The organism is Ferruginibacter sp., from assembly GCF_049840995.1.
Taxonomy (GTDB): domain Bacteria; phylum Bacteroidota; class Bacteroidia; order Chitinophagales; family Chitinophagaceae; genus Ferruginibacter.
Window position 1 is genome coordinate 559,539 of record NZ_JASGIP010000003.1, and the last position, 23,490, is coordinate 583,028.

Annotated in this window: 20 protein-coding genes; 10 read left to right on the forward strand and 10 right to left on the reverse strand. The window is 42.9% G+C overall.

All coding sequences use genetic code 11. The annotated features are described in order from the left end of the window. Nucleotides 1-76: 76 nt before the first annotated feature. Nucleotides 77-2,461 (reverse strand): efflux RND transporter permease subunit, encoded by a 2,385-nt coding sequence (locus tag QM738_RS04040; protein WP_462275387.1) that lies wholly within the window; start codon nt 2,459-2,461, stop codon nt 77-79. A gap of 149 nt (nt 2,462-2,610) precedes the next feature. Between QM738_RS04040 and recO the strand changes: the two genes are divergently transcribed. Then, the gene (gene recO, locus QM738_RS04045) at nt 2,611-3,342 is read left to right on the forward strand and encodes a DNA repair protein RecO (protein WP_462275388.1); all 732 of its coding nucleotides are present in this window, start codon (nt 2,611-2,613) and stop codon (nt 3,340-3,342) included. 68 nt (nt 3,343-3,410) lie between these two features. On the opposite strand, the gene QM738_RS04050 is transcribed toward recO, so the two are convergent. Then, nucleotides 3,411-4,610 (reverse strand): amidohydrolase family protein, encoded by a 1,200-nt coding sequence (locus QM738_RS04050; RefSeq protein ID WP_462275389.1) that lies wholly within the window; start codon nt 4,608-4,610, stop codon nt 3,411-3,413. A gap of 147 nt (nt 4,611-4,757) precedes the next feature. Here QM738_RS04050 and prfA point away from each other — a divergent pair, with 147 nt between their 5' ends. The 4 genes from prfA to tatC all read left to right on the forward strand — a co-directional run bounded on the left by prfA (nt 4,758) and on the right by tatC (nt 11,404). Then, nucleotides 4,758-5,822, forward strand: coding sequence for a peptide chain release factor 1 (gene prfA, locus QM738_RS04055; RefSeq protein WP_462275390.1), 1,065 nt, complete (start codon nt 4,758-4,760; stop codon nt 5,820-5,822). Nucleotides 5,823-5,902: 80 nt separating this feature from the next. After that, the gene (locus tag QM738_RS04060; RefSeq protein ID WP_462275391.1) at nt 5,903-6,532 is read left to right on the forward strand and encodes a hypothetical protein; all 630 of its coding nucleotides are present in this window, start codon (nt 5,903-5,905) and stop codon (nt 6,530-6,532) included. A 408-nt stretch (nt 6,533-6,940) separates the two neighbouring features. Next, a complete protein-coding gene (locus QM738_RS04065; RefSeq protein WP_462275392.1) occupies nt 6,941-10,408 on the forward strand; it encodes a glycosyltransferase in 3,468 nt (1,155 codons plus the stop codon). Nucleotides 10,409-10,513: 105 nt separating this feature from the next. Further along, nucleotides 10,514-11,404, forward strand: coding sequence for a twin-arginine translocase subunit TatC (gene tatC, locus QM738_RS04070; RefSeq protein ID WP_462275393.1), 891 nt, complete (start codon nt 10,514-10,516; stop codon nt 11,402-11,404). Between the two features lie 18 nt (nt 11,405-11,422). On the opposite strand, the gene QM738_RS04075 is transcribed toward tatC, so the two are convergent. Beyond that, entirely contained in the window at nt 11,423-11,548 is a 126-nt protein-coding gene (locus tag QM738_RS04075; protein WP_462275394.1) for a hypothetical protein, read from the reverse strand. A 28-nt stretch (nt 11,549-11,576) separates the two neighbouring features. Between QM738_RS04075 and rpiB the strand changes: the two genes are divergently transcribed. The 3 genes from rpiB to QM738_RS04090 all read left to right on the forward strand — a co-directional run bounded on the left by rpiB (nt 11,577) and on the right by QM738_RS04090 (nt 14,393). Then, the gene (gene rpiB, locus QM738_RS04080; protein ID WP_462275395.1) at nt 11,577-12,026 is read left to right on the forward strand and encodes a ribose 5-phosphate isomerase B; all 450 of its coding nucleotides are present in this window, start codon (nt 11,577-11,579) and stop codon (nt 12,024-12,026) included. A gap of 216 nt (nt 12,027-12,242) precedes the next feature. Further along, complete coding sequence (locus tag QM738_RS04085; protein WP_462275396.1) at nt 12,243-13,835, forward strand: M28 family peptidase; 1,593 nt, start codon at nt 12,243-12,245, stop codon at nt 13,833-13,835. Nucleotides 13,836-13,910: 75 nt separating this feature from the next. Beyond that, nucleotides 13,911-14,393, forward strand: coding sequence for a hypothetical protein (locus QM738_RS04090; RefSeq protein ID WP_462275397.1), 483 nt, complete (start codon nt 13,911-13,913; stop codon nt 14,391-14,393). A gap of 100 nt (nt 14,394-14,493) precedes the next feature. Here the strand turns inward: QM738_RS04090 and QM738_RS04095 are convergent, their stop codons facing one another. The 7 genes from QM738_RS04095 to QM738_RS04125 all read right to left on the reverse strand — a co-directional run bounded on the left by QM738_RS04095 (nt 14,494) and on the right by QM738_RS04125 (nt 21,955). Further along, nucleotides 14,494-15,300 (reverse strand): KilA-N domain-containing protein, encoded by an 807-nt coding sequence (locus tag QM738_RS04095; protein ID WP_462275398.1) that lies wholly within the window; start codon nt 15,298-15,300, stop codon nt 14,494-14,496. A 473-nt stretch (nt 15,301-15,773) separates the two neighbouring features. Next, nucleotides 15,774-16,253, reverse strand: a complete 480-nt coding sequence (locus tag QM738_RS04100; protein WP_462275399.1) for a hypothetical protein — start codon at nt 16,251-16,253, stop codon at nt 15,774-15,776. Between the two features lie 64 nt (nt 16,254-16,317). After that, the gene (locus QM738_RS04105) at nt 16,318-16,836 is read right to left on the reverse strand and encodes a hypothetical protein (RefSeq protein WP_462275400.1); all 519 of its coding nucleotides are present in this window, start codon (nt 16,834-16,836) and stop codon (nt 16,318-16,320) included. A 21-nt stretch (nt 16,837-16,857) separates the two neighbouring features. After that, a complete protein-coding gene (locus tag QM738_RS04110) occupies nt 16,858-17,289 on the reverse strand; it encodes a DUF1801 domain-containing protein (protein ID WP_462275401.1) in 432 nt (143 codons plus the stop codon). A 12-nt stretch (nt 17,290-17,301) separates the two neighbouring features. Then, nucleotides 17,302-17,805: a hypothetical protein gene (locus QM738_RS04115; protein WP_462275402.1), complete on the reverse strand. Its 504-nt coding sequence runs from the start codon at nt 17,803-17,805 to the stop codon at nt 17,302-17,304. Between the two features lie 550 nt (nt 17,806-18,355). Further along, entirely contained in the window at nt 18,356-20,209 is a 1,854-nt protein-coding gene (locus tag QM738_RS04120) for a M1 family metallopeptidase (RefSeq protein ID WP_462275403.1), read from the reverse strand. Nucleotides 20,210-20,980: 771 nt separating this feature from the next. Further along, nucleotides 20,981-21,955 carry a deoxyhypusine synthase family protein gene (locus tag QM738_RS04125; RefSeq protein ID WP_462275404.1) on the reverse strand — a complete coding sequence of 325 codons (975 nt, stop codon included), beginning with the start codon at nt 21,953-21,955 and terminating at the stop codon, nt 20,981-20,983. 182 nt (nt 21,956-22,137) lie between these two features. On the opposite strand from QM738_RS04125, the gene QM738_RS04130 reads away from it, so the two are divergent. After that, entirely contained in the window at nt 22,138-22,653 is a 516-nt protein-coding gene (locus QM738_RS04130) for a UpxY family transcription antiterminator (protein WP_462275405.1), read from the forward strand. A 44-nt stretch (nt 22,654-22,697) separates the two neighbouring features. Then, nucleotides 22,698-23,453: a tyrosine-protein phosphatase gene (locus tag QM738_RS04135; RefSeq protein ID WP_462275406.1), complete on the forward strand. Its 756-nt coding sequence runs from the start codon at nt 22,698-22,700 to the stop codon at nt 23,451-23,453. Nucleotides 23,454-23,490: the final 37 nt, after the last annotated feature.

Genomic DNA, 23,490 nt, shown 5'->3' on the forward strand with positions numbered 1-23,490 from the left:
ATTGCCCATAAAGCTGCTTGAATCCGCCACAGTAGCGGATTATGGTTGATTATTCTACTTAAAAAGAGAAGTTATACTACATTTTTTTACGGGGTGCCATTGCGAGCAGTAATACAGGTAATAGTATAAGATTTGTTAATGTGGCAACAAATAAAGTAATGGAAGTAAGCCAGCCCAGGGCCTTGGTACCACCAAAACCGCTGAAGCAGAAAATAACGAACCCTGCTATCAATACCAGCGAAGTATACACGATACTTAAGCCGGTATTGCGTATGGTGGCGCTTACCGTTTCATTTACGTCGTTATTATACACCGGCAGCTCCTGTTTATAGTTAACTAAAAAGCGGATGGTAATATCAATGGCAATACCCAGCGCCACACTGAACACGAGTACGGTGGATGGCTTTAAAGGCACACCGGCCCAGCCCATCACCCCCGCAGTGATCACCAGCGGAATAAGATTGGGGATAAGCGAACAAACCAGTATACGGGCCGATTTGAACAGGTACAACATACAGCAGGCGATGAGTAAAAAAGCCCAGAAAATACTCTCTTTCAACCCGTTAACTATAAAATGGCTGCCTTCTAAAAAAGTACTGCTGGTTCCGGTCACGGTTACTTTATATACCGGGTTCAGCGTATCTTTTACATCAATACTGTCAATACTGTTCAAAATGCGGTTGGCATTGCGTTTAATAGAATCCACCACGGGCGGCAGGTCGGCCGTACCAATATCCTCCATGCTCATGCTGATGCGCAGGTATTGTTCGGTGGAGTCAACAAAAGAGCCCACTAGCTTGACCGTAGCAGAATCAGCACCCGTCATTTCATTATTTTCTTTGCGCACATCTACCTGGCGCAGTTTATCATGCAGGTCCTTCAGCGGGTTGCCAAAGGCCGGTAAGGTATAGGTAGAGTCGCCCTGGCCCTCGCTCATGGCCTGGTAAGTGAATTTAATACCATCAATAACCGAAAGCGGCTTGGCAAGACTGGCTTGTTTGGCCAAGAACGAATCCTGGAAAAAAGCCAGTTTATTAATATCAACGGTTGATTTAAGAATGCCCTTGGGCTTTTTGGTATCCAGTACCACTTCCAGCGGCATTACACCTTTAAAGTTCTTTTCAAAGAATTTAAGATCGGTGTAGATCTTATCGGTTTTGGGCAGATCGTCAACGATGTAAGCAACGCTCTTGAGTTTAAAAATGCCAACAACAGAAAAAATAAGCACTACTGCAGTAACTGCGTACACAAACTTTTTATGCAGCACCACCCATCGTTCTATTCTTAATAAAAAGGAGGTAAGCCAACGGTTATTCAGGTATTTGGTTTGTGCAGCATTAGGCGCAGGTAAATAACTCAGCGCCGAAGGCAGTAAAATAAAAGAGATAAAAAAGATGACCATAATGCTGATGCCTGCCACCACGCCAAACTCATTTAAAATGGCGCTTTTAGTTAGGGCAAACACAGCAAAGCCAATAGCAGCTGTAATATTGCAGAACAAAGTTACCACACCCATCTTGCTCACCATATCCACCAAGGCATTGGTTTTATCATTATTCTTCAGGTAAGAAGTGTGGTATTTATTGATGAAGTAGATACAGTTGGGAATGCCAATCACCACCACCAGCGGTGGTATCAAAGCAGTTAACAGGCTTATTTTATAACCGCATAGCTGCAAAACACCCAGGCTCCACACCACGCCAAAAAGCACCACCAGCAAAGAAAGTATGGTGGTACTGATGGAGCGGAAGAATATCAATAATATCAACGCACTCAATACCAGCGAACCAATTAAGAAAAAGCCCATTTCTTTTTTGATCCGGTCGCCCACAACGGTTCTTATCAAAGGCAGTCCACTTAAATGTGCTTCAATTTTTGTATTGTTTTCAAAAGCCGTAACCTCTTTGGTAATATCCGCTACTATCTTGGTACGCTTTGCTGAGTTAAGCGCCGCTTTATTGATCCTCACCGCCATCAGGTAAGCATGTTCCTGTGGATTGTATAATTTGTATTTATAAAAAGAAAGGTTCAGGAAAACATTTTTGGCCGAATCCAGTAATCCCTGTTCCACCACCGAATCAGAAAATATCTTTGCAGGCACTAGTTTGCCCGTAGCCGTATCTTTTTGCAGGCCGATCGCTGCGGGAATACTCAGTATCTCTTCCACATACTCCACTTTTTTAAGCGACTTATGTAAGTTGTTGTACGCCGAAAATGTAGCCGGTTTAAAAATATCATCGGTCTTAACACCGATCACCAATACATTACCATCATCGCCAAAACGCTGTTGAAAAGCTTTATAGTCCAGGTACTTGGGGTTATCAGTAGGTATAGCCCTCGCAAATTCGTAGCTCAGTTTTACCTGGCTGGCATAATAGCCCATCACTCCTGTTAAAGCAAATAAAACGATCAAAAGTACCAGCCTGTTCTTAACTACAAAACTTCCTAAGCGTTGCCACATCTCGATTTCAGATTTAATGATTGTTAGATTACGATGTGCAAAGAAAACCAATTTGAACGTAATTGAGGGCCTAAACGGGTGAATGTTTGGTATTTTTGGCAGAAGAATGGGCCACTGTATAAGATTTTCCACAAGTAGCCCGTGGTAATATGACGCACAAAACAAAAGGCATTGTACTACGCACCATCAAGTACGGCGAAACCAGCCTGGTGGTGACCATTTTTACCGAATTGTTCGGGGTGCAGACCTATATGGTAAATGGGGTACGCAGTGCCAAAAAAACAGGCGCCAAAGCCAGTTACCTGCAACCCGCCGCCATACTGGACCTTATTGTATACCACGGCGAGCACAAGCCCATGCAGCGCATCAAAGAATTCAGCTGGGCCTTTCTTTATCAGAATGTGTTAAGCGATGTGATCAAGAACAGTATTGCATCCTACATGGTGGAGCTGTTGTTCAAATGCCTCAAACAACCCGAGACCAATACCGATCTTTTTAATTTTTGTGAAGAAGCGTTGGTGGAGCTGGATAGCTGCAGTAAAAAAGTGGCCGCCAATTTTCCTTTATTCTTTGCCCTGCACCTAACGCATTTTTTTGGATTCCGCATGGAAGATAATTACAGCAGCGGCAATAATTTTATCGATCTGCAGGAAGGCATATTTACAGATCATCAACCGGTGCACCCGCATTTTATACAAGGCGAAAGAGCGCAGCTTACCTCGCAGTTATTAAAAGTAATGCAGCCCCACGAACTGGAAGAGTTCAACCTGAACCATATTACCCGGCGGCAGTTATTGCTGGATTACCAGGATTATTATGCCCTGCACATCCCTGAATTCGGGCAGATGAAAACGTTGATGGTGTTGCACGAGGTGTTGTAGGTCCTCGCCTGTGGCGAAGAGCAGACATTCGCCAAAGGCGAATATTTTTGGCCACGGATTTTTTGATTTCACAATATGCGGATTGAATTAGCAGCATCGCCTAATTGCATTCCATCGGTATGCTTTATTAAAACAATTCCCGGCTGCTTTCCCTTCTCAAAACTACCCAGTACATTATCCATTTGCAAAGCCCTGGCGCCGTTGATGGTGGCCCATTGCAGCAGCATTTCCAAAGGCAGACCAGGAAAATTGGTATGCAGTGTTTTTATTTCTGCCAGAATATCCAGTTGATGATTGGAAGCAAGACTGTCGGTACCCAGCACGATATTGCATTGCTGCTGTACCAGCATGTTTACATCCGGCAGGCTGTTGGTGATGTAGAGATTGGCATTGGGACAAAGGCAAAAAAAAGTTGAAAGTTGAAAGTTGAAAGTTGAAAGTTTTGCAAAGCTGATATCTGCCGCTGTGGTCGTTACATTATGTACATGGATGATGGATTGATCTTTATTCAAGTGTGGGTACCAGCTTTGCAGGCTGCTTTTGCCGGTGGGTGCAAAAAAAGAAATGTCAACACCCAGTTTTTCATACAACCGTAAAAAATCGCCCTGCTTGCTTTTTATAAACTCTTCTTCAGCAACCGTCTCCTGGTTATGAATGGTGACAATATTTTTTTCCGTAGCAGCATTGATCAGCCCAAACAATTCCCCCGACACCGAGTACGGCGCATGCGGGCTTATAGTTGAAAGTTGAACGTTGAACATTGAAAATTGAACATTTTCCTGGAACTCCTTCAATATAGCCTGGGCCTTTTCAAAACGTTCGTTTGCAAGAAGGGGCACAAACCCCGCCACTTCAATAAAATTATGATACAGCAGCCGTTGCAGCTTTTTTTGAGCGATGGTTAAAGTGTTATTGCAGATATCCCCCACTGCCACAATACCGTTGCGTATCATTTCATCTTCGGCGGTAGCAATAGCTGCCAATATCTCTTCCTCAGCAAAATGCCTTTCGGTAATGATCTTAAAAACGAAATCCACCAGGCCGGTATGCTGTGGTATGCGCCCTTTTAAATGTGATAATTCCAGGTGGCAGTGCGCATTGATAAAACCGGGACTGAGTATGCCATCCAGCACTTCAATACCATCACCTGCATCTTCGATGCTTACAATGTTGTCAACTACACCTTTTTCATCGGTTATTAAAACATGGCCTGCCGGCAGCATGGTATGCCCATTGAATATATGCCCGGCTGTAAATTTTCTGTACAAAATGATTGCTTGATAAATTGTAAATTTGCCGGCTGTTATAGCTCCGTGCAAAACAAAATTAAAGTTTGGCAAAGGTATGCAGTTGAAAGAGCCTGTAACAACATTATTCATAAAACACAATAAATTCCCTTCAGGGGATAGGGGTATATGTTAGACAAATTAGATGCTATAAAAGGAAGGTTCGACAACCTGGGCGTATCACTTACCAATCCGGAAATTGTAAGCGATAACAAGCAGTTTGCTGCCATCAGTAAAGAATACCGCAGCCTGGAAAAAATTGTAAAGGCCAGGGATGAATACGTGCGCCTGCTGGAAGATATTGAATTCAATAAAGAAGTATTAAGCAGCGACGATGAAGAAATGCGCAGCCTTGCCAAGCAGGAATTGCCCGAACTGGAAGAAAAGAAAGTGCAGATGGAAGCGGGCCTGCGCCAGATGCTGATACCCAAAGATCCCTTTGATGAAAAGAATGCCATACTGGAGATACGTGCGGGTACCGGCGGTGATGAAGCCTCTTTATTTGCCGGCGACCTGCTGAGGATGTACCTGAAGTATTGCGAAAAGAAAGGCTGGAAGACCGCCCTGCTCAGCGAAAGCGAAGGCACCGTAGGTGGCTATAAAGAAGTACAGATAGAAGTGATAGGCGATGATGTATACGGTACTTTAAAATTTGAAAGTGGTGTGCACCGGGTGCAAAGGGTGCCTGATACCGAAGCCAGCGGCCGTGTACATACCAGCGCCGCAACGGTGGCCGTAATGCCCGAAGCAGAAGAAGTGGATTTTGAACTGAAGGAAAGCGATGTAAAAATGGAAACCGCCCGAAGCGGTGGCGCCGGCGGACAGAATGTAAATAAAGTAGAGACCAAGGTATTCCTTACACATAAGCCAACGGGTATCGTGGTAGTTTGCCAAACCGAACGCAGCCAGCTGGGCAACAGGGAAAAAGCCATGGAAATGCTGCGTACAAAATTATATGAAGCTGAAGTGAAAAAAGCGGAGGAAGCCATTGCGCACGTTCGTAAGAGCCTTGTAAGCACCGGTGACCGTAGTGCCAAGATACGCACTTATAATTTTCCGCAGGGCCGTGTTACCGACCACAGGATAGGATTGACGGTATACAACCTGGATACAGTTTTGAACGGCGAAGTACAGGAATTTATCGATGCACTACAGTTTGCGGAAAATGCCGAAAAACTGGCAACACAGAATTAATGCAGCAGGTTGCAACCATTTTAAGCTTTCTGCTATCTTGCTTGATGAAATTTATCCTTCCACAATTAAACAACTAAATCATGTTAGAAGAACTGTTCAACCTGGTAAAGAACTCAGCAGGTGATGCTGTAGTAAATAATCCTGATGTACCCAATGCCCAGAATAATGAAGTGATAGCAGAAGCCACCAACACAGTTGCGTCGGGCCTGCGCAATATGGTAGCCGGCGGTGGTTTGCAGAATATCCTTTCTTTATTCGGCGGTAATAACAATAATGGTCAGCAAAGCAGCCAAAGCCTTTTAAGCAATCCTATTGTAAATATGATGATAGGACATTTCGCCAGTAAGCTGATGACAAAATTTAACCTGGGTGGTAACCAGGCCAACAGTGTTGCCAGCAGTTTGATACCAAACGTACTCAGCAACCTGATCAGCAATACCAATGATCCCAACAACAGTACATTCAGTATCGAAAAAATACTACACTCTATTACCGGCGGACAAAGCACACAGGTGGCAGAGCAACAGCAGGCAGCAGGTAACAGCGGTTTTAATTTCCAGGATCTTATCGGCCAGTTTACAGGCGGTGGTACCAGTGGTGGAGGCGGATTGATGGATATTGTATCTCAATTGGCAGGTGGCGCTCAAAACCAGCAGCAGCAAAATGGTGGTGGAGGGTTAATGGACCTGATAAAAGGTTTTGTAAAATAGCAAAGATTAAGATATTGTTAAAGCATCGCCCTGTAGCGATGCTTTTTTATTTTGGATTAAACTAAATAAATAACTTTGTGTCTGATATATAAAGAAAGCGTTTTTTACAGCATTGTTAAAACGGATTTCTTAAAAAATAAAAAGTTCTTTTCATCGTTATCAGGTAGTGAGGGTTAAGGGTAAAAAAGGTATTAAGAAACTCTTAACAGTGACAGTAAAACTTTTGGCACCTGATTTGCGTAATTAATAACAGAACACACAAGAACAAAGATATTTTTAAAATTTTCTCATAAGCAGTTAGTTTTGGTAAACGGCCCCTGTTTCTACAGGGGCTTCTCTTTTATAGGTATTTCTCTTTACTATTGGTTAACTGAACACTATCTTTGATTGCGATAACTTTGTACTGCTATGTCACCCGGACAATCCCAAATATTTCAAACCAATAGCCCTTCACGCTGGCGAAGCTTTAAATGGACCTTCAGAATATTGTTGTTCGTTGCGCTTTTCCTTATTGTTGTGGTAACACTTGCCATTATCAATGGCCGTAATCCTTCATTGCCTAACCAGCTAGAGAAAAGTAAATATTTCCAGAACAAGCTTGATCCCAATGCTGGTTTTACACTCAGTACAGAGCAAAATAAAAAGTACAAAGGATTTAAAGACCTTCTGTATAAAAGAAAACAGGATAAAAAAAATAACCACAGTACAGTTGCAGCATCACTGATACGATCTGCATTTTATACGCCGTGGAGCAATACTGCATTACCGGATCTTAAAAAGAATGCGAATAAACTCAATACTATTTATCCTGAATGGTTTTTTATTGATACACTTACTTATACACTGCAAACAAGGATTGACAGCGCTGGCCTGGCAGTAATGAAACAAAACAATCTAAGTATTCAACCCATTTTTGATAATTTCTACACGCACAAAGCCAGCGATGGCAGGGATTCCGGCTATTTTGATCCTAAATTGGCGCATGTGATCTTAAATAATGAGGAAAAAAGAAGACATATTATTCAACAGATTGTAGACACCCTTACACACTACAGCCTGCAGGGTTTAAATGTAGACTTTGAAGAACTGAACGAGCCGGGTAATGAAGCGCTTACTGCCTTTCAACAGGAATTATACAATGCATTGCATCCTAAAGGCATGCTGGTTACTATTGATGTGTCGCCGGACAATGATGATTATGATTATAAAAGCCTGGCTGCTTATAATGATTATGTGATACTGATGGCTTATGACGAGTATAATGATAATACAGGACCAGGCCCCATCAGTTCGCAAAAATGGATAGAGAAACAGCTGGATAAAATAGATGATAAGATCGATGCATCCAAGATCATTTTAGGTGTGGCAGGTTATGCACGGGACTGGATCGATGTAGAAAATGAACAGGGTAAAAGAGAGATACAGGTAGATGATATTACTTACCGCAATGCCATTGACCAGGCAAAGATCGCCAATGCCACTATCAGTTTCAGCAACGATAGTTATAACCTTCATTATACTTATACCGAACAGGAAACCGACAGTTCATCAGAAACAAAACACGATATATGGTTCACCGATGCGGCCACCACGTTCAATATCCTGCGCTTCAGCGACGATTATCAAACAGCAGGCACAGCACTGTGGCATATTGGTGGAGAAGATCCCCGCATCTGGAATTTTTATAACCGCGACCTGAGCCTTGCTTCTTTACAAAGCAACCCCTTCGATTTCAGTTCTATGTTCGAAATACCGATCGACCTGAATGCAAAACCCACTTCAACAGGTGAGGGAGAATTGATCAACGTACTATACTCACCACAGCCCGGCAGTATTAAAATTGAAATTGACAGCAGCGAAATGCTGATAGCAGAACAAACTTACCTGCAGTTGCCTTCCGGTTATGTATACGAAAAATTTGCAGAAGATAAAACACCGATGGGACCGGGTCATAAGATCATTCTTACTTTTGATGATGGCCCCAGTGCAGAATTCACCCCTAAAATTTTAAACATTCTTGAACGGGAAAAAGTACCCGCTACTTTTTTTGTGGTGGGCATCAATGCAGAAAGTAATATACCATTGCTGCAGCGTATTTACAACGACGGATACGAAATAGGCAATCATACATTCACACACGGCAATGTGGCAAAGATGAACCCCGAAAGAGCGGAACTGGAAATGAAGACCACCCGTACTTTGATAGAATGTATCACGGGGCACAGCACTATTTTATTCCGTGCACCATACAATGCGGATAGCGAACCACAGAGCTATGAAGAAATAGAACCGCTGGCACGCAGTAAAAAAGATAATTACATTGCTGTGGGCGAGAGTATCGACCCTAACGACTGGGATGATAAAATGAATGCCGATAGTATTGTAAACCGCACTATAAGATTTGCCGAAGAAAATGATGCTAATATTATTTTACTGCACGATGCCGGTGGCAAAACAAGACAGCCCACAGTAGACGCCCTGCCAAGAATTATTGAATACTTTAAAAAACGCGGCTGTAAGTTTACCACCATTGCCGACCTGATGGGCAAAACAAAGAATGATGTGATGCCCGCTATTAAACACGACTGGAAGAACAGCCTGAACTGGTTTACAGCAAATGCCTATTACTGGATGGGGCATATCCTCTTCGCCCTCTTCATCATCGGCATCTTTCTCTCTGTGGGCAGAATGACCATTATGGCGCTGCTGGCTACCATACAGATGAACAGGGAAAAAAGAAGGGCAAGTCTTACACCACCTGTTGTGCCCACTTCTTTCCCCAAAGTATCCATCATTGTACCGGCTTATAACGAGCAGGTGAATATCGAGCGCACTATCAACAACCTGTTACAACAAACCTATCCCTCTTTACAGATCATTTTTGTGGATGATGGCAGTAAGGATAACACCTTTAAAATTGTAAGCGAGGCTTTTGATGACGTACCTAACGTGCAGGCCCATACGAAACCGAATGGCGGTAAAGCATCTGCATTGAATTATGGCATCAACCTGGCAGACACGGAATTTGTAGTATGTATTGATGCCGATACACAATTAAAGCCCGATGCGGTAATGCAGCTGATGCAGCAATTCACCAGCGAAAAAGTGGGCGCCGTTGCGGGCAATGTAAAAGTGGGCAACGAGATCAATTTGATCACCCGCTGGCAGAGCATTGAATACACCACTTCGCAAAACTTCGACCGCAGGGCTTTCGATCTTCTGAATTGTATTACCGTGGTGCCCGGCGCCATCGGCGCTTTTAGAAGGGATGCCGTTATCAGATCAGGTGGTTTTACCAGCGATACACTGGCCGAAGATTGCGACCTTACCATGCGCCTGCACCGGAACAATTACGAGGTAAGGAACTGCAACGAAGCCCTGTCCTATACCGAGGCGCCCGAAAGTATGAAGCAGTTCATGAAACAACGTTTCCGCTGGAGCTTTGGCGTAATGCAATGCTTCTGGAAACACCGCGATGCGGTATTCAATCCCAAATACAAGAACCTGGGTATGGTGGCATTACCTAATATCCTTGTGTTCCAGATGATACTGCCATTTTTAGCGCCCCTGGCCGACCTGATACTGGTACTGAGCCTGGTGGCAGCGGGTTTTGGCATAGTGCCGGCCAGTTTGAATCATATCATTTTTTATTACCTCATTTTTTCGCTGGTGGATATTGCGGGTGCCGCACTGGCCTTTGCCTTTGAAAAAGAGTCCTATAAAAAACTATTGTGGATGATACCGCAGCGGCTGGTATACCGGCAGCTGATGTACTATATACTCATTAAATCGTTCAATAAGGCTATTAAAGGCGAATTGCAGGGCTGGGGCGTGCTAAAGCGTACGGGTAATGTAAAACAGGTTTCAGCCACTTAAAGTCACGCAGTTTTAATGAACTATCAACCTAAAATAGCGCTCAGTGCTTTACCTTTGCAATCCCCGCCGGAAAGGTTTAAACCAAAGGGGTGAAAAATTTAAATAGTGGCCACAGCAACTTCTGAAAGAAAATTATTTTTTAAGCGGCTCCGTAAAGGAACAGATGCAGAGACCGAACAGGGCGAGATGACCTTTATGGATCACCTGGAGGCATTGCGCTGGCATATCATGCGGTCGGTGATCGTGTGGCTGGCTGCTGCTATCACCATTTTTGTTTTTATCGACTGGATATATGATAACGTGATACTGGCCCCCAGCAGCGAGAATTTTGTTACCTACGGCGCTTTGTGCAGGTTTGGCCACTGGCTGGGTGTGGGCGATAGTTTATGTATGCCGCCGGTAAAGATCAAATTTTTGGTTACCGAAGTCAACGGCACCTTCACATCGGCCATCAATATTGCCATGGTGGGTGGCGTGATAGTTGGTTTCCCTTATATTTTTTACGAACTGTGGCGTTTTATAAAACCGGCCCTTTCTGCCAAAGAAAAAAAATATGCCAGGGGCAGTATCTTCTGGGTATCGCTGTGTTTTTTTGCCGGTGCTGCATTTGGTTATTATTTACTGGCGCCCTTCACTTTTAACTTCCTGGCCACTTTTACATTGGGTAAATCCGGCGCCATACAGTACCAGCCCAGTGTGAATGATTATATTGATAGTCTTACCAACCTGATACTCGGTTGCGGCATCGCTTTCGAATTGCCGATACTGGCTTATGTACTGGCTAAAATAGGGTTGATCACTGCCAGCTTCTTAAAAAAATATTCCAAGTATGCGTTTGTGATCATTTTACTGGTTGCTGCCATCATCACCCCTTCTCCCGACATGACCAGCCAGATCATTGTGGCCCTGCCCTTATTACTGCTGTACTGGATCAGCATCTTGCTGGTATCAAGGGTAGACAAACAAAAAGCAAAAGAAGAAAAAGAATGGAGCTAGCTGTTAATGAATAATGCTTTAATTAATAATGAATAATAAGAGCAGGCTAATAGATTCTTTGCTATTCATTATAGTTGTTAAATTATTCATTCCTTCCGCTGCTGCAAGTGCTATATATGCTAATTTTGCAAGAGCATTATTCATTAGTCATTATTAAATTATTCATTATACCATGTCTCCTTTCAATTTAAAACTCCCCATAGCCATCGGATGCGATCATGCAGGTTTCGACTGCAAGGAAGAGCTGATCTCTTTCCTGGAAGGAGAAGGAATAGCCTTTAAAGATTACGGCACTTTCAGCAAAGATTCTGTTGACTATCCTGATTTTGCACATCCTGTTGCCAGTGCGGTGGAAAAGGGCGAGGCGGCATTTGGCGTATTGCTATGCGGCAGCGCCAATGGTGTGGCCATTACAGCCAATAAGCACCAGGGCATACGGGCAGCCATTTGCTGGGGTGAAGAGTTGGCCGAACTGGCCCGCAAGCACAATGATGCCAATGTGATTTGCATACCAGCCCGATTTGTACGTGATGGTGACGCCGAAAAAATGCTCGACACATTCATGAACACCGCTTTTGAAGGCGGCCGCCATGCCAACAGGGTAGATAAGATCGCCTGCTAATATCTTATTACATTGCCTGCCATTTTCCTGCTATTGAACATAGCGGTTCCTCCTTACGTAAACTCCTTTCCTCGCCTGTAAAATTGAGACCTTTCCCCTCATCCCTACCCCCCGACTTATAACTTTCAACTTATAACTTTTAACTCCTTAACCATTTATCATTTTTTATTTTTCCACGCACACAGTTATCGTATTTTTAAAACTTAAACTTAAATCATGAGAAAATTGTTTTTTTCCTGCGCCGTGCTGTTGAGCATACAGGCGATGGCGCAGACGGATGTTGCGGCGAAATACGCATCGGTTATTACAGGGTCCAATCTTCAGAAACACCTGAGCATAATTGCCAGCGATGAATTTGAAGGCCGTGAGACCGGCACCGAAGGCCAGCGTAAAGCTGCAGCCTATATTGAATCGCAGTTTAAAGCAATGGGTTTAAAGCCTGTACCCGGCCTGAATGGTGGTTACCAGCAGTTTTATCCGCTGTACCAGGACAGTCTTGTTGCCGCTACTTTAAAACTGGATGGCAAAGACGCTGTGTATGGTAAAGATTTTTTAGCCCCGCTCAATACCAACGAAACAGGCAAATTCAAAGGAAAGAAAATTGTATTTGTGGGCTATGGCATTGATGATGAAAAGTACACGGATTATAAAGATGTGAATGTAAAAGGCAAAGTGGTGATCTTCTTTTTGGGAGAGCCTAAGCAGGATGGCAAATACATCATCAGCGGTTCGGCTACCCGTGGCAGTGAGTGGACCTTTCCCGGCATTACTAAAAAACTGGCTGCTGCTGCTGCCAAAGGCGCCATTGGTGCTTTGGTCATCAGCCCCAACCAGGAAAGCTTTAGTCCCCGTGCTGTAGAAAATGGCAAAAAGACCGGCGTATATTTTCCCAGGGCAACCACACCGGGTGCCAAGGCTATTAACTATGCCATGATATCGCACGAATTTGCGAGAAGCATAGTAGGGCAGAGTTTTAATTTTGATTCTTACCTAAAATCTGCCAAAGCAAGCGAGTTGTTACAGATACATTCTTTTGAAACTGGGATTAAAACCGCTTTCAGCTTTGATAAATACCGCACCACCACCAATGCCAGCAATGTACTGGGCATGTTGGAAGGCACAGATAAAAAAGACGAATACGTTTTCCTTACCGGTCACTACGATCACTTAGGCAAACACGATGGTAAAATATATTATGGCGCCGATGATGATGGCAGCGGTACTTGTGCCGTGATACAAATGGCCGAAGCTTTTACAAAAGCAGCAGCCGAAGGTCACCGCCCGAGAAGAAGCATCATCTTTATGACGGTGAGTGGCGAAGAAAAAGGATTATGGGGCAGTGAATATTACAGTGATCATCCATTGGTACCATTGGAAAAAACCAGTGTGGACCTGAATACCGATATGGTGGGCCGCATTGATACCGAACGTAAAACTGCCGACACCATGAATTATGTTTACGTGATCGGTCATGATAAATTGAGCAGCGACCTGCCCATTATAAACGAAGCAGCTAATAATAACTTCACACATCTTACGCTTGATTATAAATTCGATGATCCCAATGATCCTAACCGTATTTATTTCCGCAGCGACCACTACAATTTTGCACGCAAAGGAGTGCCTATTTTATTCTTTTACGATGGTATGCTGAAGGCTGATTATCACAAGCCAACTGATACCGTAGATAAAATAACCTGGGACCTGTACGAAAAACGGGTACGCATGATATTCCACACCGGCTGGTTAATGGCCAACCGTGATGCCATGCTGAAACGGGATACACCCCTGAACATGGGAACAAGATAAAAATACTAACCGCCCTTAACCGGGCGGTTTTTTTATCCGCAATGGTTTATTATATTAGCTTTTAAAACCAACAATATGGAAACAAATCAAGACAATCCGCAGGAAGAAATTAAACCCGACCTGGTAGCTGAATACCACGATGACATACGCCAGATAGAACTGGAAGGGTATGAACTGGGTGTAAAAAAAGCAAGGAATGCACTGTTCTGGACCGCTGGGCTGCTGGTGATATGGCAGATCATTGCCATTGCCAGGGCCGAAGGTGATTTTGATATTGAGCCCATGCTGTACCTGCTGCCCTTTGTAATTGGTTTTGTGATACTGGGTATTTGGACAAAGAAAAAACCTTATACCGCCATCATCATTGGCCTTTGTTTATTTTTGGCGCATTGGCTGCTTGTAATTGTAACCAATGTAATGTATGGCGATGGCCTTAATGTTGCACAGGCTATTTTTGGCGGCATCATTGTACGCATCATTATTTTAGTAAACCTGATACGTCCTTTAAAAGATGCCAAGCAATTACAGGCAGCAAAGGAGGAGAAAGGAGTAATATAAGTTGCCGGCTTTTTCAATAAGATCACGTGTTGGCGTTAAAAATCTACAATCGCCAATCCGAAATCTAAAATTTATTCTGCCGGGCCTTAGTGTTTATTGTTTACTTTAATTGCTTAACTGTTTTATTTTGGATCAAAGATGTCATTTGTGCTATAGCAACTTTGTTCAATTGTATCAATCTCTCATTTTGTGGTAAATTTTGCTGGATAAGCAAAGAATTGATGCTTTCCATATTGCTCAACACTACTAATTGTTCCAGCGTTGCCTCATCCCTGATATTACCATTTTTACCGGGGTTGTTAATCCTCCATTCTTTGGCAGTAATTCCAAAAAGGGCCACATTCAATAGATCCGCTTCATTGGCATAAATAAAGCTCGCCTGTTGCCGGGTAATTTCTTTGGGTATAAGATTTTCCTTAATGGCATCAGTATGTATGTGGTAATTTATTTTCGAAATGGCACGTTGCAGGTTCCATTCCAATCGTAGCCGGTTATTTTCCTCCTCTTTCAGGCGCTGGAATTCTTTGATGATATACAATTTAAACTCAACGGATATCCACGAAGCAAACTCCAGCGCAATATCCTTATGAGCAAAAGTGCCTCCATACCTGCCCGATTTTGAAATAATACCAATAGCATGGGTACTTTCTATCCAGCGTTTGGGTGTCATTACAAAGCTGTTCAAGCCCGCGTGTTTTCTAAACCCGTCGAATTCGACGGGTTTAAAATCAGGATTGTAAATAGTTTCCCAAAAACCCAGTAGTTCAATAGTATTCCTGTTCCGCAGCCAGTTTTTAATAATATCGTCGGTATTTCCTGCGTCTTTATACCGGGCAATATCTGTAAGGGAAATAAAATCCTTTCGATTATCTTCATACAGAATGATGTCTATACCCTGAACATGCATCTTTTTATTTTTTTCCATCATCAAAATATTTATCTGCTTACTTAATTATTACGCTTTAAAATTTGACATACCCGATATTTCCTGCTTGTATACAGGAAGTGATAAGTACTATATTAAAGAGTAGATAATTTTAGCAGGGCGGTTGCATCCTGCTGCAATATTTTGACGCACTAAAAAGAGAAAGGGTCGTTATAAATCAGAACATGCGGGGCTTACCGTACATCTTTATTACCTGGAGTGTTACCGTTTATTTTTCTCTTTATAAAAAACTTCATCAGCTCCGAGACTATAAAAAAAGATACTGCCAATATACCCGCAATAAAAAAAGGTATAAAAAACCCTTTGATGGCGGTTTTAAAAAAGCATAATATAAACAACAGCAAAAAGCAAACTACAGCAGCTATATTGGAACATTTTTGCCAGAAGGGTAAATTGTATTTGTTTTTCATACCTGATAATAATTTACTTCAGTTTCACTTACTACCCGTTTCGTTTACTCTTTTAAGAAGGACCGCTGTTGTTTTAAGATCAGGTACGCCAATTGACACAGATGGAATTACAGTGGCTGTTTCTGAGATAGCAACAAAACATCCGATACTTACATCATTATAAAATAAATTCAACACCTGGCTGGCTTTATCAAAATTCCATTTATATGTTCCGATCAACGTTATTGTTACCCGTTCATGCTCATAATGCATAAAGAATTTCATCCTGCCAGCTTTGCCGGGATTAAAAGTTACAAAATTGCTATTCTTAAAATACTCCTTCATACCCGGTGAATTCAACCTACCGGTAGTTTTGATGATTGTAATGGTATCTGCTTTAAAAAATAAGCTATCTGAATTTTTGGAAGCCCACGCCGTATTCTCGAAATATTTTTTATTAAACCCGACCTGGCCTTTACTGGTAAAACAGTTTAGGGTCAATAACAATAACAGTATAGTTTTCATATTGTGTATGCTTCAAGGTCAAAATTTTATCGTCACTCCGTTTCGGGCATATATTATCCCGTTTTCATTTCATTGCTTTTGCCTCCATCATTTTTCTCTTTATTGCTTCTACTTCAACAGTAGTTAATTTGACCGATAGGTTCTTATCATTCATGCCCGGTGTCAGCAGCTGCAAAAAGTAAAAATTAACAGGCGCTGTTGAGTTTATACAACCACTACGGATATGGATCACCGCATTATCAGCAATATGCTGGTTCAAAATTGTCTTTACCCCGCTATACCCTTTTAAAACCAATATTTCAAAAGCATAAGCCCTTACCACAGCACTTTTATAATTGGTCAGCGCAACCAGCTCATTGTCGGTGGCATTGTTCCATAAGAAAATGAATCTGTCAAACTGTTTGGTCAATGTCGCAGAAAAGCCAACAGGTCCCCGGTCAACAGTTTTGCCCCTGGATACCTGTCTCGCAACTTTTAAAATAGAGTGCCTGGTCTTTGTGCTGTCTTTTTGCGCAACACAAAAGTTATAACAAAAGAAAATTAACGCCGGCAGGATTGTGATATGTTTAACAGGCAGTTTCATGAATAGTGTTAGTGTATTGTATTATTTTTTCGCTGTAGCCGCTGCCCCATATTTTATAGCTGCTTCCAGTACCCCCATGTCAATATCTTTTACTGCTTTAAAACGGATACAGTAACCGGTCACTTTTGCCTTGCCCAGTTTTTTTCCATAGGCTTTGGCCAGGTAGGCCTTATCTTTAATACCGAGTATGTACACAGAAATACCGGTAGCATTGCCGCTGATACCCACCTGGAAAAAATCCCGGGTCTTTCCATCCGCATATTGTATAGTTTGTAATCCATATCCGATAGTAGGATTGGCAACAGTTTTATTCTCACTGTTCTTACCATTATCAAACCATAATTTGCATTTGGGCATTGCTTTCAATGTAAGCTTGTGCAGTGCCTGTAAATCAGCCTGCTTGGCCTCCGGTTGGCTGGCAATATATTCTTTTATCTGTGCCTGTACCGTCATATAAATATCGATTTATGGGTGATTTACGTTTTGTCTTTTCTTTCTTATATACCAGGTAAACAATACAGCAAGTATAAGCGACCCGATAGTATATGCAAGAACGATCATTTTAATTTCTTTTTTCCGGTAATCGCTGTAACCGGCTAAAACTTTACTTCCTTTTTCCACCTGGAACACAAAAGAATTATCATCTGCTGTGCTGAGCCGGTATAGCAAGCTGATGGTATCGCCAACCCGGATATTATCTTCCAGGTATTTACAAACATCACTTCCCCTTTTGATAGCAAAATGCTGATTGGAATTGTCCAGCCTTATAACAAAAACAGTAGCATATTGTCGCGACCTGAAAGTGGCCTCTTCCACCTGGTCGATCGATGCATAAATTACTTTTCCTGTAACCGCTCTTGCATCCGGCAGGTTAACATAAACATCTTTAAATAATCCCCAGGTAGCTCTTGCAATACAAAGCATTGCCAGTAATAAAAGAATAACAACATCAACGGTTCTTAGTTTCATACTTTAAAATATAACTGTACCTGCTGTGTGTTTTGTTGCTATTGAAGATAAGCATTAAAACCGATGAAGCATAGTGTGCCATTTACTCTTAACAGTATAAACACAATAACATACAGCGCAATGATGATGATTTACCAGGTATCACTTTCACAAGTAACCGGGATATATTATCGCTGACCCTTTTACTGCCGTTTTTCCTGGTGGCCTCATTTCCGCATTTCAAACAAAGAGATGAAAGGTCGCTTTTTTATTGCATATACATTATTCCAGTTTGCAAATATGCTGAGCAGTCGTCCTGTTACAGGCAATTATAAACAACAGTATAAGAAACAATCTTTGCATATTATTGCAGTTAAAGTTATCGGCCCACTGTTTTAGATATATTTATTTTAATGACCTGCCCTGAATTTACTATACTGTACTTATACTGTAACAAATGGAAGGATGCGCCGTAGTTATCTGCACTCATCCATACAATTAAGCCGTTCTAAAGGCGACTCATCCCTGTACCCTCCACATTCGCCATTCGACATTCAACATTCCCCTCCCGCTATTTAACTATAAACACATTATCCTCCTTATTCACATCCGGCACATAAGTACTGCCCAATTCCACTTTACTGATAGGGCCGGCAAAAGTAACGGGAACGGTTACACTGGTATTACCCTTTTCCCATACTTCAATACTGCGGTGTACCTTACGGGTGGTACCATCGGCAAAAGTGATGGTAAGATCGATGGGCACTGGCTTGGTTCCTTTGGACTGTATGGTGATCAAGCGGCCGGCCACTTTTGTAATGGCCAGGTCGGGCACTCCATCGTCAAAGAACCAGCGCTTCCAGAACCAGTTAAGGTTTTTACCACAACCCGCATTCATGCTATAGAAAAAATCATACGGAATAGGATGCTTGCCATTCCAGTTGCGGATATAATTGTGCAGCGCTTTAAAGAACAGCTCGTCGCCCAGCATATCTTTTACAAATAAATAACCCATTGCAGGTTTGGGATAGCTGTTGATGAACATGGAAGTACCGAACAGCTGTGTAGTGAGCGTGGTAACAGGTAGGTCCACTTCCGTACCGGCCGATCTTTCCACCGGCACCACACCATATTCATCCACAATAGTACTATCAATCATCGGCGACACCAGCCATTCCCCAATGGTGGCCCAGCCTTCATCCATCCAGCCGTACTTGGTTTCATTAATACCCATATAAAAAGGGAACATGGTATGAAAGATCTCGTGGTCTGTCAACTCAATACTTTCAGCACGGTCATCCAGCGGGTTATCGTTCACCATCATGGGGTATTCCATCTGGTCCAGCCCGTCAAAAACAGTTTCGTGTGGGTAAGGATAGGGCCATTTTGGAAAATTATAGCTCATCGCTTCTACCGTTTTGCGGGCATCTTTCACCACGTTAAAATAATCTTTATGCCTTGGGTTGAAAGCCGCGTCCACCCTGGTTCTGCGGCCGGTGCTTTTATCTACCACCAGGCTGCTGCTCTGCCATAAATAATGATCGCTTAAAGCAAATACCGCATCGGTTACATTCTTTGCTTCAAATATCCAGGTGTTGGAAGAAGTTGACTTCGTGATCTTTCCTTCGGCAATATCTGCACTGTCAATAATGTTCACATAGCCGTCAGCCGTTTCAGCATCGTGTATGCGTTGCAGGTACTTATCATTAAAAATGGCGGCGCTGTTGGTAAGGTTGCCGGTGGCCCAAACGGTATAAGCCGCAGGTACAGTAATAGAAGTGGTGAAATCGCAGAAGTCGTTGTAAAATTCCTGTGTGCCCAGGTAAGGGTTGCGGTTCCAGCCATCAATATCATCGTACACCGCTATCCTTGGAAAAAAATAAGCGATGAAATAAGCGCCTTCTTCAATTTCGCCGGTGCGGATATGGGATCGCTTGTTCAGCGTATAAGAAAAACCGATAGTAAAGTTGATGGTTTGACCCGGTGCCAGTGGTTTTATGTTCACATTCATATTGGTGGCATCAATACGGTAATTTCTTTCGGGTAATGTTACGTCATTGGCTACCATTTTTTCTATGGCAACGCCATCACTTGCATCAGCAGGTTCAATATCCATCAGCCTTGGTGCACCTTTTTTATAAATATTGGGATAGAGTTTAAATACGATCTGCTTTAAAGTATCCTTGCTGTTATTGGTATAGCGGATCGTTTCTGTACCCCGGATCATCCTGGTACCGGGATTAAAATTCACCTCAATATTGTATACCGCATGGTTCTGCCAGTAATTTTTTCCCGGCTTACCATCGACCGATCGGGTGCCTTTATCAAAAGCTTTCTGGATATTTACCGGTACCGGCAAACTGGTTTGCGCCATCAGCAGGCCACTGCAGATACTGCAGGCCGCCACTAAAAACAATTGCTTCATACTAACAAGGTTTATAAAGAATAACTAAAAGTAAGGTAGAAAAAATTTCAGCTATAAAAAAATACACTGATGGTAAAGCGTTTACCTGCCTTGCGGCAGATAGTTTTTGGCCACGGATTACACGAATTAACACGGATAAAACCCAAAAACCACAAAGACATGAAGGCACGAAGGAGCACAAAGATTTTTCGAGTTCCATAACAGGGAACAAATGCTGAGACTACAGTAGTAACAAAAGATAGTAAGGCTTTAATAAAAAAAATATCAGCCTAAATTTTCTTTAGCTAATTCTTTTTAGCCTGTTGCCTTCACCTCCTCCGCCGGTGGGGCGGCGTGGTTGTCTTAGGTGCTACTTTTGCACCTTTCGAAAAAATGCGCAGCAAATTTTTTCGAAAGGTTCAAAAGAGGCACCACGACAACCACTGGTGGCAACTCGAACCAGGGATGCAAGTGTCCTTATTTTTTGTACCAATTTTAAAGAGGACCATATCTATGTACAATTCTTCGCCAAAGATCAGGGAACAAATGCTGAAGCTACAGTAGTATTAAAGCCCAATCAGGGTACCAACCGTCGAAGTGGATGTAATCCTTTGCGGTCCCGCCCCAGGCGGGATTTTTTTGGTTCTTTTTTGGGCAAGCAAAAAAGAACATACTTCGAATATAAAAGAAGCTGCAAATTCACCAAACCATTATAACTAATAACCCCACAAAAAAACCGGCCCATAAAAGCCGGTTCATTTATTTTATACTATTTTAAAAAGAAATAAAAAATTACCAACCCAGTATCCATGCAAAGATCAACGGCGCCACGATCGTAGCATCACTCTCTACAATGAATTTAGGGGTGTGGATATCCAGTTTACCCCAGGTGATCTTTTCATTAGGCACCGCACCGCTGTACGAACCATAAGAAGTAGTGGAATCACTGATCTGGCAGAAATAACTCCAGAAAGGCACATCATGCCATTCCAGGTCCTGGTACATCATTGGTACCACGCAGATAGGGAAATCGCCTGCAATACCACCACCGATCTGGAAAAAGCCCACGCCCTTACCCGATGAATTGTTGCGGTACCAATCTGCCAGCCATACCATGTATTCAATACCACTCTTCATGGTGGTGGCTTTTATCTCGTTCTTAATTACGTAAGATGCAAAAATGTTGCCCATGGTACTGTCTTCCCAGCCCGGCACCACGATAGGAATATTTTTTTGTGCTGCAGCCAGCATCCAGCTGTTCTTCGGGTCAATTTCGTAGTACTGTTCCAATACACCACTCAGCAGCATTTTGTACATGTACTCATGCGGAAAATATCTTTCGCCTTTTGCATCTGCTTCCGCCCATATTTTATGAATATGCTGTTGCAAACGCCTGAAAGCTTCTTCTTCCGGTATGCAGGTATCGGTAACACGATTGTAATGATTTTCAAGCAGGTCCCACTCTTCCTGCGGGCTCAGGTCGCGGTAATTGGGCACCCTTTTATAATGGCTGTGCGCCACCAGGTTCATAATATCCTCTTCCAGGTTGGCGCCCGTGCAGCTGATGATGGAAACCTTGTCCTGGCGGATCATTTCGGCCAGGCTCAGGCCCAGTTCGGCCGTACTCATAGCACCGGCAAGGGTGATCATCATTTTGCCCCCTTCATCCAGGTGGGTCACATATCCTTTGGCAGCATCCATTAAAGCAGCCGCGTTAAAGTGGCGGTAATGGTGCTCAATAAAATCAGAAACAGGTCCTTTGTTCATATCATATAATTAAGGCTGCAAATGTAATTTTTTTTACCAAGATGAACGGGTATTTCTGGCCCTGCCACAGGTTATAAAAAGATGATGTTTTCCACCTGAAAGCTCACATGCTTTAATCTTTGTATATTTATGTATTATTTAATTACCCGGCTGGTAATTAGGTACCCCAAAGAAATTGTACCATGAAGGAGAATAATACCTGGTGGCATGCGGTGTATACCAAACCTAGGTGGGAAAAAAAGGTAGCGGCGCAGCTGGAAGAAAAAGGCATTGAATTTTACTGCCCGCTCAATAAAGTGGTAAAGCAGTGGAGCGACCGGAAGAAGACCGTACTGGAACCCTTATTCAAGTCGTATGTGTTTGTACACGTGCCGGAAGACAAAAAATGGGAGCTGCTCAAGATCAATGGTGTGCTGAATTATGTGACCTGGCTGGGCAAGCCGGCCAGGATCCGCGAAAGCGAGATCGCCACCATCCGTAAATTTTTAAAAGAGTTTGATTCGGTGGAAGTGGTGGAAGGCCTGCTGGAAGTAAATGCCACCGTAAAGATAAAGCAGGGAGTATTGATGAACTACCATGGTATTTTATTGAATATTTCGGGTAACCGTGCCAGTGTTAAAATTGAAAGCATGGGGCTGCAGCTGATAACAGTAATTGATAAGAAAAATCTTGAAAAAGTGGCCGCGGAAAGAATGTAGATCAGGTGCAGCATTCCGGGTTCATTTCATTTTAGCATTACACCATGTTTAATTTTTTTAAGAAGAAAGAGAAAGATATCATACCGGGCCTCCTGCCCTTTTCTACCGATATACATTCCCATATTTTACCGGGCATTGATGATGGTTCGCCCGATATTGATACATCCTTACAATTAGTGCAGGGCTTATACGATCTCGGTATCCGCAGATCAATCGCCACACCGCATATCATCGGCGATATGTACCGCAACAACGCCAGCACCATTTTTGCAGCGCTGGAAAAATTAAAAGAAGCCTGTGCCAATGCAGGTATTCATATCGAATTATCGGCCGCGGCAGAATACATGCTGGATGATTATTTCCTGGAGCTGCTGCGCAACAACGAACCCTTATTGACCATACAGGACAACATTATCCTTACAGAAATTTCCTACACTTCCACTCCCGAAAACCTGGACGAGATACTGAACGGCATTACCGCTGCAGGCTATGTACCCATACTGGCCCACCCGGAACGCTATCATTATTTTCAGCAAAACCTTAGCGGCTACCAGCAGCTGAAGGAAATGGGTTTTATTTTACAGGTAAATATTTTATCGCTGGCCGGTTATTATGGCAAGCGGGCGCAAAAGGCTGCAAGGTTTATTTTAGATAATGACCTGGCACCGCTCGTTGGCACCGACCTGCACCATCACCGGCACCTGGAGGCATTGAGCAATGCCGATAACAGGATACTGTTTCGCGAAGTGCTGGGCGATAAAGTACTGAACGACCTGGACCTGGTTTTAAAAACAGCTTAATAAACTACCGGTATAACAGCAACGGGTACCCGTTATT